Origin of the sequence: Halalkalicoccus jeotgali B3 (assembly GCF_000196895.1) — an archaeon.
Taxonomy (GTDB): Archaea; Halobacteriota; Halobacteria; order Halobacteriales; family Halalkalicoccaceae; genus Halalkalicoccus; species Halalkalicoccus jeotgali.
Genome location: NC_014297.1, coordinates 1523597 through 1537881, shown reverse-complemented (window position 1 = coordinate 1537881; position 14285 = coordinate 1523597). Strand labels below are relative to the sequence as shown.

Genomic DNA, 14285 nt, shown 5'->3' with positions numbered 1-14285 from the left:
GCCGGTAAGGGGGACCGAATGAGTACGGTCGACGTCTCCCGGCGGAAAGCGTGGCTGATGGCCGCCCGCCCCCAGACGCTTCCGGTGGCCGCGGCGCCGATCCTCGTCGGGGTCGGACTCGCGCTCGATGCGGGCGTCTTCGCCCCGCTGCCGGCGCTGGCGGCGTTCGTGGGCGCGACGCTGATCCAAGTCGGGACGAACTTCGCGAACGACTACTACGACGCCATCAAGGGTGCCGACACCGACGAGCGGGAGGGCTTTACTCGGGTGACCCAGTCGGGGCTGATCGAACCCGAGGAGGTCAAGCGCGCGATGGCTCTTACCTTCGCGCTCGCCGTCCTCGTGGGGACCTACCTCGTCTCCGTCGGCGGCGTTCCGATCCTCGTCATCGGTCTCGCGAGCATCGCCTCGGGAATCGCCTACACCGGTGGCCCATACCCCTACGGCTATCGTGGCCTCGGCGACCTCTTCGTGTTCGTCTTCTTCGGGCTGGTCGCCGTCACCGGAACCTACTACGTACAGGCCGCAGCACTGCTCGCCGACCCGTTCCCGCTGTGGGTCCCTCCCGGCACGGTCAGCACCGAGGCGGTCGTCGCCAGCCTGCCGGTCGCCGCGCTCGCGACGGCGGTCCTCGTGGTCAACAACGTCCGGGACCGCGAGACCGATCGTGAGACCGGCAAGCGGACGCTGGCGGTGTTGCTGGGGTATCGCTTCAGTCGCTTCGAGTACGCCGCGCTGTTCGCGCTGGCGTATCTCACCCCGCTGTGGTTCCTCGCGACGGGTTTTGGCCTCCCGGTCCTCCTGCCGTATCTTACCGTCCCGTATGCCGCCTCAGTCCTCCGGACGCTGCTCTCGGAGACCTCCGGTGAGGCGCTCAATCCGGCGCTCGAACGCACCGGCAAGCTACTCGCGGCCTTTGCCGCGCTGTTCGCCGTCGGGCTGGTGATCGGATGAACTGTGAGGAGTTCTCCCTGCCCCTGAAAACGCCGCTCTCGACCGCCGGCGGCGATATCCGCGAGCGCAGGGGGTTCGCGGTCCGGATCGGCGGCGGCGTTGGCGAGGCGACGCCGCTTCCCGGCTGGACCGAGTCCGTCGAAGAGTGTCGGGAGGCCCTCTCGGGGATCGAGGACCCCGACGCCGCGCTTGCGACCCTCGACGATCGTCCGGCCGCACGCCACGCGGTCTCGCTCGCGCTCGCCGATGGGGCGGCCCGCGAGCGTGCGGTCCCCCTCTCTCGACACCTCGGCGGGGACGAGGACCTGACCGGGACGGTGGCGGTCAACGCGACGGTCGGCGACGGCTCGCCCGAAGGGAGCGCCGCGGCCGCCCGTGAGGCCGTCGAGAGCGGGTTCCGAACGGTCAAGTGCAAAGTCGGCGCGCGGTCGGTCGAGTCGGATCTCAAGCGGATCCGCGCGGTCCGCGAGGCGGTCGGGCCGGGGCCCGCGATACGGGTCGATGCCAACGGCGGCTGGAGTCGCGAGGAGGCCGAGCACGCACTGGACGGGCTCGCCGAGTTCGACATCGCTCTCGTCGAACAGCCGCTTTCGGCCGACGACATCGCGGGCCACCGCGAACTCCCCCGTCGGATACCGCTCGCGCTCGACGAGTCGCTGGCCGGGCACACGCCCGACGAGATCGAGGGGGTCGCGGACGTCGCGGACGTCTTCGTCCTGAAGCCGATGGCGCTTGGCGGGGTCGATCGGGTCGTCGAGGTAGGCTCCCGACTCCGCGCCGAGGGTGTTGGGGTCGTGGTCACGACGACCATCGACGCCGTGATCGCCCGGACCGGCGCGATCCATGCCGCCGCGGCGCTCGGGATCGAGCGCGCCTGCGGGCTCGCGACCGCGGACCTGCTGGCGGCTGATCTCGCGCCCGACCCTGCGCCCGTTCGCGCGGGGACGGTCGCGGTCCCGCGGGGTCCGGGACTGGGGACCGACGGCCCGTGGACTGGGGGTGGGGCAGATGCGTGATCCGGTCGCCTCCCAGCGACACTCGGGTCCTGACTCGACAGCGCTTCTCGACGCCGGGGCCGACGAGCGGTGGACCTACGCCGAACTGGACCGGGCGGTAGAACGAACCGCCGGTCGGTTGTGGGCGCTCGGGGTTCGCCCGGGCGATCAACTCGGTGTGCTCGCGGACACCGGCCCCGACTTTGCCCGGGTGGTCCACGCAACGTGGCGGATCGGTGCGGTCCTCGTCCCGCTCGATACGCACCTCGCCGAGCGAGAGCTACGCGAGCGACTCGCGTGCGTCGACCTCGTGGCGCTTCTGGCCGGTCGACCACACGCAGAACGGGCCCGGTCGATCGCCGAGGTCCCAGTCGAATCGCTCCAGGCGAGCGCCACGGAGCCCGCCGAATTCGTCGCCGAGGACCCGCCGCCCGACGCCCCCCGCGTCATGCTCTTTACCTCGGGGACCACGGGTCAGCCAAAGGCGGTCGTCCTCACCGGCCGGAACCTCGTTTCGAGCGCCGTCGCCTCCGCGTTCCGGCTGGGGGTCCTGCCAGAGGACCGCTGGTACGACCCGCTGGCGGGGTATCACATGGGCGGGCTCGCGCCGATCGTCCGCTCGGCGCTCTACGGCACCTGCGTCGTCCTCCCGGACAGGTTCGACGCCGGGCGGGCGCTCTCGCACCTCCACGACCACGAAGTCACGGGCGTCTCCGTGGTTCCGACGATGCTCGACCGCCTGCTCGACGCAGGTGAGTTCCCCGAGTCGCTCCGGTTCGCCCTCACGGGCGGTGCGCCGACCCCGCCGGAACTGATCGCGCGCTGTGAGGAGCGGGGAGTCCCGATCCACCCCACCTACGGCATGACCGAGACGGCCTCGCAGGTCGCGACCGCCCGGCCCGCCGAGGCGTACGCGAACCCCGACCGGGCCGGCCGACCGCTCGCGTTCACCCGCGTTCGGGCACTCGACGGGGAGGAGCCCCTCGCGCCCGGCGAACCCGGCGAACTCGTCGTCTCGGGACCGACGGTCACGACGGGCTACTACGGCGACCCGGAAACGACCGACCGGGTCTTTGGCCCCTACGGCTTTCGGACCGGCGACCTCGGGGTCGTCGAGCCCGACGGTTCGATCCGGGTGCTCGGCCGGGTCGACGACGCGATCATCACCGGCGGCGAGAACGTCCATCCCGCAGACGTCGCCCGTATCCTGCGCGAGCATCCCGATGTCGAGGCGTGTGCGGTCGTTGGCCTGCCCGACCCCGAGTGGGGCGAACGCGTCTGTGCGCTAGTGGTCGGCGAGGCGAGCGAGGCGGCGCTCCGGGCGTTCTGTGAGGGCAGACTCGCGGATTACAAGCGCCCGAAGACGATCGCGTTTGCCGACTCGCTGCCCCGGACCGTCTCGGGGACGGTCGACCGCGAGACCGTCCGCGACCGCCTCGCCGAGCGCTCAGAGCGCCTCGAGTAGCGCGTCGACGTCGGCCTCGGTGTTTATCGCGTGGACCGACGCGCGGATCGCCTCCGGGCCCGGGAGCGTCCGGACCCGGATCCCCGCCTCGCCCAGCCGCTCGACCGTGGCCTCGGGGTCCTCGTCGGCGAACGTGACCAGCCCGCTCTCGTACTCCCGGGGACTGTACAGGCGCTCTTCGTCCAGCCCGTCCTTGAGCCGGTCGGTCAGCCCGGCGATCCGGGATTCGATCCGGCCGTACCCCACACGATCCATCGTTTCGATGGCCTCGGTGAGCGCGGCGTAGGGCGCGGGGTTCGTCGTGCCGATCTCGAGACGACGGGCCCCCTCGTGGAAGGCGTAGGCCTCGGCGTCCGGTTCGGCCACGCTGCGATAGCCCACCGATCGGGGTTCGAGCTCCGCGAGGAAGTCGGGCGAGACGGCGAGAAACCCCGCACCCCACGTCCCGAGCAGCCACTTATGCCCCGCCGCGGCGACCGCGTCCGCGCCCCACGCCTCGACGTCCAGTCCCGTCTGTCCGGGCATCTGGACGGCATCGACCAGGGTGCGCGCGCCGGCGTCGTGGGCGATCTCGACCAGCTTTCGGACTGGTAGTCGCGTCCCGTGCGTCCACGTGAGCGCGCTGAAACAGGCCAACCGGGCGTCCGCGACCGCCTCGGCGTACTCTTCGGGATCGATCCGTCCCTCGCGGGTTTCGAGGATCCGGATTTCGAGGTCGTGAACGTCCGCGAGTCGCTGCCACGGCAGGATTCCGGCGGAGTGTTCGAGGTCAGTCCGAACCACGACGTCGCCGGGCTCGAAATCCATCGCGCTCGCGATCCGGTTGATCCCGTCGGTCGTGCTCTGGGTCAGCGCGACCCGTCGCTCGTCGGTGTTCAACAGACCTGCCACCGCCTCGCGGGCCTCCTCGTAGACCGCGTCGGCGGCGACGTACATCCCCTCACCGGCGGGCGTTTCGTACTCATGGCGTTCGAGAAAGCCGGTCGCGGCCTCGACGACTCGGCGGGGGCTGGGGCCGCTTGCGCCCGTGTTGAGGTAGGTGCAGTTCTCGAAGCCGGGCGTCTCGGCGCGAAGCTCCTCAGGAGTCATGACGGGGCCTACGGAGGACTACTCCATGAATCCTCCCGGTCGCGGACGGTCAACGTTAAAGGCGTCGGGCGGCGTTGTACGGGTATGAGCGCCGCCGAACTCGAAGCCGAGCTGTCGGAGGACGAACGTGCCGGCCTCGAACTCGTCCGCCAGAGCGGGGGGATCCACCAGAGCGACTTCTGGAAGGAACTGGACGTCTCCTCGCGCAAGGGTAGCCGCATCGTCGACAAGCTCGCCCAAGCCGAGCTGATCGAGCGCCACGACACCGTCTACAACGGTCACAACACCTACCTGCTCACGCCGGCGGCGCGTGATCTGGACTTCTCGTTGCTGATGGCCGGGGACATGCTCTCGCCCTTTATCGGCGAGGAGGAAATCGACGCCAATAGCGACGCCTTCTCGCAGTGGATCATGAACCTCGCCTACGAGCGCTGACGAACCTTTATCATTTGTCGTGTCGAACTCCGTCCGTCCCTGTCGCATAGCCGACGGGACGTGAGATACATCATGAACACGACTGAATCCGTTCTCGACCACCACTTAGAGACGTTCGCCGAACAGGACCTCACGGGAGTCATGGAGGACTACACCGACGGGTCGGTCGTCGTCACCAACATGGGGACGTTTCGCGGCCGCGAGGAGATCGAAGGGCTGTTTGAGGACCTGTTCGCGGAGTTCGCCGACCCCGAGGCGACGATCACGATGGACGAACAGCTGACCGAGGGAGAGTTCGGTTATATCATCTGGCACGCCGAAACGCCCGAAAACGTCTACGAGTTTGCGACCGACACGTTCTACATTCCCGACGAGATCATCGAGTTCCAGACCTTCGCGGGGAAGGTCTCCCCGAAGGACTGACTATTCGAGCGCGCTCGCCGCCCGGATGATCCGTCGCTCGCCGAATTCGGGCCCGATCAGCTGCAGCCCCACCGGCAGACCGTCGGTCTCGCCGGCGGGCACCGAGATCGCCGGCAGGTTCGCGAGGTTCACCGGGACGGTGTTCGCATCCGAGAGGTACATCTGGAGGGGGTCCTCCAGGCTCTCGCCGGCCTCGAAGGGGGGAACCGGCATCGTCGGGCTCGCGAGCACGTCCGCCTCCGCGAGCGCGTCGTCGAAGTCCTGTTTCACCCACGCGCGGGCGTCCTGGGCCTTCTTGTAGTATTTCTCGTGATAGCCCGCCGAGAGGGCGTAGGTCCCCAGCAGGATCCGGCGTTTGACCTCCTCGCCGAAGCCCCGCTCGCGCACGGCCGAAAAGACCTCGTTCCAGTCGCCCTCGCGGTCGGTCGCGGGGCCGTAGCGCACCCCGTCGAAGCGCGCGAGGTTCGAGGAGGCCTCGGACATCGCGATCACGTAGTAGGCCGCGACGGCGTGCTCGATCGAGGGCAGGCTCACCTCGTGGTAGCTCGCACCCCGGGATTCGAGGGTCGCGATCGCGTCCCAGAAGGTCTCCCTGACGCCCTCGTCGGCCCCTTCGACGAGTTCCGTCGGAACCCCGATCGAGAGCCCCTCGACGTCGCCGTCGGCGCTACTCGCGTAGTCACTGTTTTTCCCCTCCGCTCGCGTCGTCGCATCCCGCTCGTCCGGGCCCGAAATGACGTCGAGCAGGCGGGCGGCGTCCTCGACGGTAGGCGCGAGCGGCCCGATCTGTTCGAGCGAGTTGGCGTAGGCGATCAGCCCGTATCGCGAGACCAGCCCGTAAGTGGGCTTGATCCCGACGACCCCACAGAACGCCGCCGGGTTCCTGACCGACCCGCCCGTGTCGGTCCCCAGCGCGACGTCGGCCTCGCCGGCGGCGACCGCCGCCGCCGACCCGCCCGACGAACCGCCCGGAACTCGCCCCTCGGCGGCGGGATTGGGCGCGGGACCGAACGCCGAGGTCTCGGTCGTACTCCCCATCCCGAACTCGTCCATGTTCGCCTTGCCGACGATCTCCGCGCCCGCCGCCTTCAGGCGCTCGATTACCGTCGCGTCGTATGGTGGGACGTACTCCGTGAGCATCGCCGACCCACAGGTCGTGCGCACGCCCTCGGTGCTGATGTTGTCCTTGACGGCGACGGTAGCGCCCGAAAGGGGTCCCTCGGAGTCGCCCTCGATGTGCTCTTCGGTGATGAAGATCCCGCTCATGAGACGCTCGGCCCCTTGAAGTAGCCGTCCTCGCTTTCGGGGGCGTTGCGCAGTGCCTCCTCCCGGTCGAGGCTTTCGCGCACCTCGTCTTCGCGCATCACGTTCTCGAGGTCGTCCTCACGCTCGACCTCGGGTACCTCGTCCAGTGTCTCGAAGGCGTCGAGGATCTCGCCGAACTGCTCGGCGAAGGCCTCGACCTCCGCCTCGTCGAGGTCGACCCGCGCGAGGGCGGCGACGTGGCGAACCTCCTCGCCGTCGACGGACTGATCGCTCATACCGGAAGCACCCCCGGACGGGGAGTAAGGGTTTCGGATCAGGCGACGCGCGCCCAGACCACCAGCGCCGAGGGCAACACGATGATCGACGCCAGATAGGCATACAGGATCGAGATCGAGAGCAACAGTCCGAACTGCCCGAGGATCGGCGTGATCGCGAGCACGAGTACGCCCATTCCCGTGACCGTCGTGAGCATGCTGCCCGTGAGCGCGCCGCCGGTTCCCCGGACGGTGCGATCGAGCGCCGTGAGGGTATCGACGCCGTCGTCGAGTTCGTCGACGAACCGGTGGACGACGTGGACGGTGTAGTCGACGCCGAGCCCGATCGACACCGAGAGGATCGTCGCAGTCAGCGCGTTGAAGGGGATCCCCGCATAGCGCATCGTCCCCGCCAGCGCGGCGATCGAGACGGCGATGGGAAACAGGTTGACGACGCCGAGCGACGGCCGGCGGGCGACGACCCAGTAGCCCGCGATCAGGAACAGCCCCGTCGCCACGAGCGCGAGAGCGAGGCTGCGGACGGCCGAATCGAAGATCACGTCCGAGACCGCCTCGAAGACGAGCGTCTCGCCGGTCGCGGTCGCGTCCAGCCGGTGACGATCCGCGAGTTCGCGGGCGTCCTCGCCGACCGCTTCCTGTGCGGCGTCGCCCTCGACGGCGTACTGGACCTGGGCCGCGCGGTAGTCCTCGGTGATGTACTGGCGGGCTTGGTCCTCGTAGGGCGAGGCGTACAGTTCGTCGTAGATGGTCTCGAGGTTCTGGTCGGGTACGCCGTTGCCGTTGCGGTCGTTTCGCTCGACCAATGCGGCGAACTCCGGGTTCTGGGCGGCGTACTGCTCGATGACGGTGATGATGCTCTGCGAGTCTGCATATCGACCATCGCGGATCACCGTCTCGGGGGGGTCCTCGCCGGCCCGATGGATCGATTCGAGCGCGTAGTCCTCCCGGAGTTGCCCGTCGATGGAGACGATCACCGTCCCCTCCTGGCCCTGCGGGAACGTCTCCTCGAGGTAGTTCATCGTCCCCGTGACCTGCGGTTCGGCGGGCTGGAGTTCGGCGGGGAGGTACTCGATGTAGCCCGGTTGCTCCTCGGGCGGGAGGAAGTCCTCGTCGCTGAAGGAGGTGTCGACCTCGCTCCCGTAGGCCCCCATCGCGCCGGCGGCAACGAGCGTCACGAGCAAGAACGCGATCGGGGCCCGTCGGGCGATGGCGACCCCGACCGGCAGTACGCGCCCGAGCGCCGAATCCTCCTCGCCCAGCGGCTCGGAGCTGAACTCGGGGATCGGGCTGTCCTCGCGCCAGCGGTCGGTGAGCACCTTCAGCGCGGGCATGAAGATCCCGAAGATGAGGAAGGTAAAGGCGATCCCCAGCGCCGATACCAGCCCGAAATCGCGGATCGGCTGGAGCGAGCTCGTGTAGTTCGCGCCGAACCCCACCACCGTGGTACCGATCACGAGCACGAACGCCACGAGCAACTGGTCGGTGGTCCGCTCCATGGCCGCCCCGACGGAGGCCGCCGCGGAGCGTTCCTCGCGATAGCGGTTGATGATGTGGATCCCGAAGTCGATCCCGACCGCGAGCAACAACACCGGCACCGAGATCAGCATCTGTGAGAAGGGGATCCCGGCGAGCCCCATGAACCCGAACGTCCAGACGACCGTCATCGAGAGCGCGAGCAGCCCCACCGCCAGGTCGATCGGGTCGCGGTAGGCGACGATCAGGAAGAACAGCAGCAACACGACGGCCGCGGGCACGACGATCAGCAGCGAGTCCTCGATGATCGTCTGGAACTCCCCGGAGACGATGCCGCTGCCGAACACTTGGAACTGGCCGTCGCTTCGCTCGGCCATCGTCTCGATCTCCTGCTGGATCGGCGTCATCGGGCTGTTCGCGTCGTTGCCGGTCGTCCCCGAGACGCCGCCGGGAAGCTCGTGGGTGACGGTCCCGATCGTCGCCGAGGCGGTCGCCGATTCGGCGTTGAAGTCCTCGCTCAGCTGGCCCGTGAACGCCGGGCTATCGGCGTTTTCCCGCACCGCCTCGCGGACCTCGCGGTCGCTGGCCTCTCGGAGGGTCGCACGCTGTTGGGCGAGCGTCTCCGCCTCGGGGTCGATCGTCCGCGCGACCGTCGTCGCGGCGCTGGTAGCCTCGGTCGCGCGCAACTCCTCGCGGTCGAGGACCGACTCCTGGAGCGCGAGCATCCGCAGGAGTCCCTCGCGGGTCAGGACGTTCTCGCCCCGTTGGATGAGCTGTGTCGAGGCGGTGTCGGCGGATTCGCCGCGCGGGCCAAAGCGGTCCTGGACGTCCTCCAAAGCCTGCTGTGCGGGGACGTCCTCGGTGAACTGGCCGGTCCCCGCCTCGGTGCCGGTCCCCCCGAGCCCGCCCGCAAACAGGAGCGTGACCGCGAGGAAAGCGAGGACGATGGTCCCCGGCCGCTCGGTGATCAGCCCGCCGAGTCGCTCGACGGCGCGCTCGTGGCGCGACATCTACGCGAACCGGCGGATTCCGACCGCCAGCCCGACGATCGCCAGCGCGAGGCCGGCCGCGCCGAGCGTCCAGCCGCCGAAGCCGTCGTCGGCCGGTTCGGTCACATCGACGGGGACCTGGTACTGCTCGGAGAGCTGGGTGTCGCCCTCGCCGTCGTCGTAGCTGAAGTCGATATCGACCGGGTAGGTCCCCGCGGTGTCGCTCTCGGCGCTCACGTCGAAGGAGAGGACCACCGACTCGCCGGCGGGGAGTTCGGCGGCGTAGGCCTGATCGCTCCCGACCGAGAGCGGGCTGTCGGCGAAGAGCTGTGCGTTGAGGTTGCTCACGTCCTCCTCGCCCTCGTTTGTGACTTCGAGTTCGACCGTGTCGCTCGCCCCGCTCTCGACGCTCGCGTTGAGCGGTTCGACGCTGAACTTCTCGCTTTCGGGGTCGACGCCCACTTGTGTGCTCGTCGTCGCCTCGCGGTCGTTGCCCCGCTCGTCTTGGTAGGCGACGACGAAGTCCAGTTGCCGGTCGCCCGCGCTCGCCTCGGCGCTCACGTCGGCGTCGAAGGTAAACTCGGCGCTCTCGCCGGCCTCGACGTCGCCAAGCGCGTACTCCCGTTCGGCAAAGCCGAGGGTACCCGACTCGTTCGTCAGCCGGAGGACGGCGTCCTCGGCGTCCCCGCTGCCGACGTTCTCGACCGTACCCGTCACCTCGCCGTCGCTGCCGACCTCGAGGTCGCTCTCGACGCTCTCGACGTCGAAGCGAGCGCTCTCCTCGATCACGATCGGCACCTCCTCGGTGATCGTCTCGGAGACGACCGTCTCCTCGCCGTTCTCGACCTGACTCGTATAGACGTACTCGACGGTGACCGTCAGCTGGTAGGTGCTCGCCGGCGCGTCCTCGTTGACCGAGACGGTGATCGGGATCGGTTGGCTCGTCCCCTCCGGGAGGCTTCCGACGGGGACCGTCGCGGTCTCGACCTCGAAGGGCGGGCCGTCGGCCTCGGCCTCGACGGTCACGTTGCGCGCGGTCTGGACGCGCTGGCGATCACCCTGCTGGGTGATGACCTCGATGCCCTCGCTGCCCTCCTCGATGGTCCCGTTGTTCATCAACTGGAGGTCGATCTGCGTCGTCTCGCCCGGCGAGACCGTGTTCTCGGGTGCGAAGACGCTCACGTTGGGCTGGCCCTGCACCCCGGCGACGACGCCGCTTGCAAGGACGACGAGCAGTACGAATCCGATCGCGGTCGCCCCCCGGCGACCCGGCCACAACCTTCCCCATCCGAGCATATACCGGTTCGACGGGATCGCGCGATTAAGTGTTGTCGTTTCGCTACAGACAACCCATCCGTAGCTTGAAACCGTCCCCGTTCGTACCCCCTACAATGGGAAACGCAGCGCTTCGGGACCTCGCGGCGATCGAGACGGTCCCGTTTGAGGACCTGTCGGGGGCGGTCGTCGCGGTCGACGCGCACAACTGGCTCTATCGGTATCTCACGACGACCGTCAAGTGGACCGCAGACGACGTCTACACCACCGCCGAGGGGACCGAAGTCGCCAACCTCGTGGGGATCGTTCAGGGGCTACCGAAGTTCTTCGAGAACGACCTCGTCCCCGTGTTCGTCTTCGACGGCGTCGTCACCGACCTCAAAGACGGCGAGATCGACGACCGGCGCGCCGCCAAGGAACGCGCCGCGGCGGAGGCCCGAAACGCCCGCGAGCGGGGCGATCGTGTCGAGGCCGCCCGGCTCGAGGCGCGCACCCAGCGCCTGACCGACACGATCCAACGGACCACCCGCGAGCTGCTCGAACTGCTCGACGTCCCCATCGTCGAGGCCCCCACCGAGGGCGAGGCCCAAGCCGCCCACATGGCGAAATCGGCCGACGTCGACTACGCCGGCACCGAGGACTACGACGCCTTGCTCTTCGGGGCGCCCCTGACGCTACGGCAACTCACGAGCAAGGGTGACCCCGAGTGCATGGATCTGGCGGCGACCCTCGCGGCCCACGAGTTGACCCACGAGCAGCTGGTCGACGTGGGGATCCTCTGTGGGACCGACTTCAACGAGGGCGTCCACGGGATGGGGCCCAAGACGGCGGTGAAGGCGATCCACGAACACGGCGACCTGGCGGGCGTCCTCGACGCCCGAGACGCCGTGGTCGGGGAGATGGAGGCGGTCCGCGAGCTGTTCTTACAGCCGGACGTGACCGACGACTACGGGTTCGACACCGCCCTCTCGCCGGACGTCGCGGGTGCCCGCGAGTACGTCGCCGACTGGGAGATCCCCGCCGATGAGGTATCGAGGGGATTCGAGCGCATCGAGGAATCGGTCACCCAGACCGGGCTGGATCAGTGGACCTGAGATCTGAAACCGTTTTGGGCCTCGGGCGCACAGTCCGACCATGGACGCCGAGGACGTCGAAGCGCTGATCGAGGCGGGAATCGAGGACTGTGAGGCGACGGTCACCCATCCACGGGGGACTCACGACGAGGACCATCTGGCGGCGGTCGTCGTCTCGCCGGCCTTCGAGGGCAAGTCGCTGGTCGCCCAGCACCAACTGGTCTACGACGCGCTTGGCGATCACATGACCACCGACATCCACGCCCTCGAACTGAAGACCTACACGCCCGACGAGTACGAACCCCGCTAGTCTCGCTTTGGGACGGGCTCGGCGACCGATCGTCTTTTGAACGCACCGGCCGAACGGGGGGTGTGCTCTCGGTCGAACTCCACGCACACTCCGCGCTCTCGCACGACGGCCGGGATCCCGTGGACTTCCTCCTCGAACAGGCCAGTGCCGTCGGCCTCGACGCCATCGCGATCACCGATCACGACGCCTTCGAGGCGAGCCGCGAGGCCGCCCGACTCGCCCCCGAGTACGGGCTGGTCGGGATCCCCGGCATCGAGGTCACGAGTTCGGCCGGCCACGTCCTCGGAATCGGGGTCGACGTACCCGTAGAGGCGGGTCTTCCCTACGGGGAGACCATCGAACGGATCCGCGGGGCCGGCGGGATCGCCGTCGTTCCCCACCCCTTCCAGTCCTCCCGACACGGCGTCGGCGCGAACGTCTCCCGCGAGGAGTTGGCGAGGGCCGACGCCATCGAGGTCTACAACTCGCGGCTGCTGACCGGCAGGGCGAACCGGAAGGCAGAACGGTTCGCCCGGTCACGGGGACTGGCAATGACCGCCGGCAGCGACGCTCACATCAACGAGATGGTCGGGCAGGCGATCACCCGGGTCGAAACCGGCGGCGAGCGAAACGTCGAGGCGATCCTCGACGGGATCCGCGAGGGACAGACGGCAGTCGAGGGCAAGCGCACCCCGTGGCGGATCAGCTTTCGCCAGGCCGGCGGCGGGGCGAAACGGCGGGTGAAACGCCGGGCCTCCTCCTTTTTCGGATGATCCACGGGAGCGATTCCGCGCTCGTCGAACGCGCACTCGAGGACCGCGATCCGTTCCCCGGGACGCGAGGGTTCGCCGGCGACCTCCCCGACGGCAGGCTCGTCCGGGACGTTCTCGGGCGCGTTCCGCTGTTCGTCGAGCGCACGGGTGAGGGGTGGGGATTCTCACCGACCGCCCTCGCGGATCCGGTCCCGTTCCCGGCGGGTCACGTCGACGACGAGCGCGTCTGGACGCTTCCCGCCCCGTCCCCGTTCGCCGGGGAGCGCGAGGCGGTCGCAGCGACCGAAGGTGCGATCGGGGCGAGCCTCGCGCTCGATTCGGACGGACTCGCGGTCGCCTTCTCGGGCGGCGTCGACTCGGCGGTCGTCGCGAGTCGCCTCGAAGCACCCCTGTACGTCGTCGGCTTCGAGGGGAGCCACGACATCGCCGCGGCCCGCGAGGGCGCGAGCGCGATGGGGCGGGATCTCCGGGTCGTCGAGTGTACCCACGCCGACATCGAGCGGGCGGTCCCCCGCGTGGCTCGCGCGACGGACCGGACCAACGCGATGGACGTGGGGATCGCGCTGTCGCTGTTTCTCGTCGCCGAGCGAGCCGTCGCGGACGGCTTCGACCGCCTCGCGATCGGCCAAGGCGCCGACGAGCTGTTCGGCGGCTACGAGAAGGTCGTCCGGACCGACCACCGAGTCGAATCCGACTCCGTGCGCGGCGCGACCCGCGAGGTGATCGCCTCGCTCCCAGACCAACTGGAACGTGACGTTCTCGCGATCCGTGCCGCCGGCGCCGAACCGGTCGCACCCCTGCTCGACGACCGGGTGGTGCGGGCGGCTTTGCGTCTCGACGGCCCGATGCTCGCGACCGACGAGGAGCGAAAACGCGTCTTCCGGGAGGCGGCCCGCGAGTTCGTCCCCCGCGAGGTGGCAAACCGGGAGAAGAAGGCGATGCAGTACGGCAGCCTGATCGCGCGCGAACTCGATCGCCTCGCCCGGCAGGCGGGGTTCAAACGCCGAATGGACGACCACGTCACGAAGTACGTCGAGTCGCTACTCGACTGAGCCGATCGCCTCCCGGCCCAGCCGGGTCACGTCGGCGTCGAAGCGCTCCTCGTCCAGTTCTTCGCTCGTGACCCACTCCCACGCGTCTGCGGACTGCTCGCCGTCGCCGGGATCGAGCGTGCGCGAGTCCGCCCGGCCGTAGTAGACGAAATCGATGTGCTGGTGGCCGACCGCCCCGTCGTAGGTGTCGATGTCCTCGAGCAGCAGGTGGGCGGGTTCGGGCAGCGACTCGACGGTCGGGGAACGGACGCCGTCGTGTTCGGTCAGAAGCTCTACGTCGAGGCCCGTCTCCTCGCGCACCTCGCGCAGGGCCGCCTCGTGGGGCAGTTCGTCCCGGTCGAGGTGCCCGCCCGGCGGGAGCCACAGCCCAAGCGTCCGGTGTTCGTGCAGCAGGGTCGCGCCGCCGTAGACGACGTAGACGGTCGCGACGAAGTGGCGTGTCGTTTCCATACCTCCTCG

15 protein-coding genes are annotated in these 14285 nt (G+C 69.0%); 9 read left to right on the top strand and 6 right to left on the bottom strand.

Going from position 1 to position 14285, the window contains the following annotated elements:
• Positions 1-18: 18 nt before the first annotated feature.
• Genes HACJB3_RS08020 through HACJB3_RS08010 form a run of 3 tightly spaced genes read left to right on the top strand, consistent with a single transcriptional unit; the run spans position 19 to position 3414 of the window.
• Positions 19-954: a 1,4-dihydroxy-2-naphthoate polyprenyltransferase gene (locus HACJB3_RS08020; protein ID WP_008417537.1), complete on the top strand. Its 936-nt coding sequence runs from the start codon at positions 19-21 to the stop codon at positions 952-954.
• Positions 951-1970 carry a mandelate racemase/muconate lactonizing enzyme family protein gene (locus tag HACJB3_RS08015; protein ID WP_008417538.1) on the top strand — a complete coding sequence of 340 codons (1020 nt, stop codon included), beginning with the start codon at positions 951-953 and terminating at the stop codon, positions 1968-1970. Before HACJB3_RS08020 ends, HACJB3_RS08015 begins: the two co-directional genes overlap by 4 nt.
• Complete coding sequence (locus tag HACJB3_RS08010) at positions 1963-3414, top strand: class I adenylate-forming enzyme family protein (RefSeq protein ID WP_013199455.1); 1452 nt, start codon at positions 1963-1965, stop codon at positions 3412-3414. The genes HACJB3_RS08015 and HACJB3_RS08010 overlap by 8 nt, the downstream gene beginning before the upstream one ends.
• Here HACJB3_RS08010 and HACJB3_RS08005 read toward each other — a convergent pair.
• Positions 3397-4503 carry an aminotransferase class V-fold PLP-dependent enzyme gene (locus tag HACJB3_RS08005; RefSeq protein ID WP_008417541.1) on the bottom strand — a complete coding sequence of 369 codons (1107 nt, stop codon included), beginning with the start codon at positions 4501-4503 and terminating at the stop codon, positions 3397-3399. The two genes, HACJB3_RS08010 and HACJB3_RS08005, sit on opposite strands and share 18 nt — an antisense overlap.
• Before the next feature lie 84 nt (positions 4504-4587).
• On the opposite strand from HACJB3_RS08005, the gene HACJB3_RS08000 reads away from it, so the two are divergent.
• Together HACJB3_RS08000 and HACJB3_RS07995 are read left to right on the top strand one after the other, a co-directional pair.
• Positions 4588-4938, top strand: coding sequence for a helix-turn-helix transcriptional regulator (locus HACJB3_RS08000; RefSeq protein ID WP_008417543.1), 351 nt, complete (start codon positions 4588-4590; stop codon positions 4936-4938).
• A 72-nt stretch (positions 4939-5010) separates the two neighbouring features.
• Entirely contained in the window at positions 5011-5361 is a 351-nt protein-coding gene (locus tag HACJB3_RS07995) for a nuclear transport factor 2 family protein (protein ID WP_008417545.1), read from the top strand.
• Here HACJB3_RS07995 and gatA read toward each other — a convergent pair whose 3' ends face one another.
• Genes gatA through HACJB3_RS07975 form a run of 4 tightly spaced genes read right to left on the bottom strand, consistent with a single transcriptional unit; the run spans position 5362 to position 10660 of the window.
• The gene (gene gatA, locus HACJB3_RS07990; protein ID WP_008417547.1) at positions 5362-6627 is read right to left on the bottom strand and encodes an Asp-tRNA(Asn)/Glu-tRNA(Gln) amidotransferase subunit GatA; all 1266 of its coding nucleotides are present in this window, start codon (positions 6625-6627) and stop codon (positions 5362-5364) included.
• Positions 6624-6902 (bottom strand): Asp-tRNA(Asn)/Glu-tRNA(Gln) amidotransferase subunit GatC, encoded by a 279-nt coding sequence (gene gatC, locus HACJB3_RS07985; RefSeq protein ID WP_008417549.1) that lies wholly within the window; start codon positions 6900-6902, stop codon positions 6624-6626. The genes gatA and gatC overlap by 4 nt, the downstream gene beginning before the upstream one ends.
• A gap of 38 nt (positions 6903-6940) precedes the next feature.
• On the bottom strand, positions 6941-9385 hold the full coding sequence (locus tag HACJB3_RS07980; RefSeq protein ID WP_008417553.1) for an efflux RND transporter permease subunit: 2445 nt from the start codon (positions 9383-9385) through the stop codon (positions 6941-6943).
• Positions 9386-10660, bottom strand: coding sequence for a COG1361 S-layer family protein (locus tag HACJB3_RS07975; RefSeq protein ID WP_008417555.1), 1275 nt, complete (start codon positions 10658-10660; stop codon positions 9386-9388). It lies immediately after the preceding gene.
• A gap of 95 nt (positions 10661-10755) precedes the next feature.
• Between HACJB3_RS07975 and fen the strand changes: the two genes are divergently transcribed.
• From fen to HACJB3_RS07955, 4 genes are all read left to right on the top strand, one after another.
• On the top strand, positions 10756-11733 hold the full coding sequence (gene fen / locus HACJB3_RS07970; protein ID WP_008417556.1) for a flap endonuclease-1: 978 nt from the start codon (positions 10756-10758) through the stop codon (positions 11731-11733).
• A 40-nt stretch (positions 11734-11773) separates the two neighbouring features.
• Positions 11774-12022: a BolA family protein gene (locus tag HACJB3_RS07965; RefSeq protein WP_008417558.1), complete on the top strand. Its 249-nt coding sequence runs from the start codon at positions 11774-11776 to the stop codon at positions 12020-12022.
• A gap of 62 nt (positions 12023-12084) precedes the next feature.
• Positions 12085-12774 carry a CehA/McbA family metallohydrolase gene (locus HACJB3_RS07960; RefSeq protein ID WP_008417560.1) on the top strand — a complete coding sequence of 230 codons (690 nt, stop codon included), beginning with the start codon at positions 12085-12087 and terminating at the stop codon, positions 12772-12774.
• Positions 12771-13826, top strand: a complete 1056-nt coding sequence (locus HACJB3_RS07955) for an asparagine synthase C-terminal domain-containing protein (protein WP_008417561.1) — start codon at positions 12771-12773, stop codon at positions 13824-13826. The genes HACJB3_RS07960 and HACJB3_RS07955 overlap by 4 nt, the downstream gene beginning before the upstream one ends.
• Here HACJB3_RS07955 and HACJB3_RS07950 read toward each other — a convergent pair.
• Entirely contained in the window at positions 13815-14276 is a 462-nt protein-coding gene (locus HACJB3_RS07950; RefSeq protein ID WP_008417563.1) for an NUDIX hydrolase, read from the bottom strand. The two genes, HACJB3_RS07955 and HACJB3_RS07950, sit on opposite strands and share 12 nt — an antisense overlap.
• Between the last annotated feature and the right edge of the window lie 9 nt (positions 14277-14285).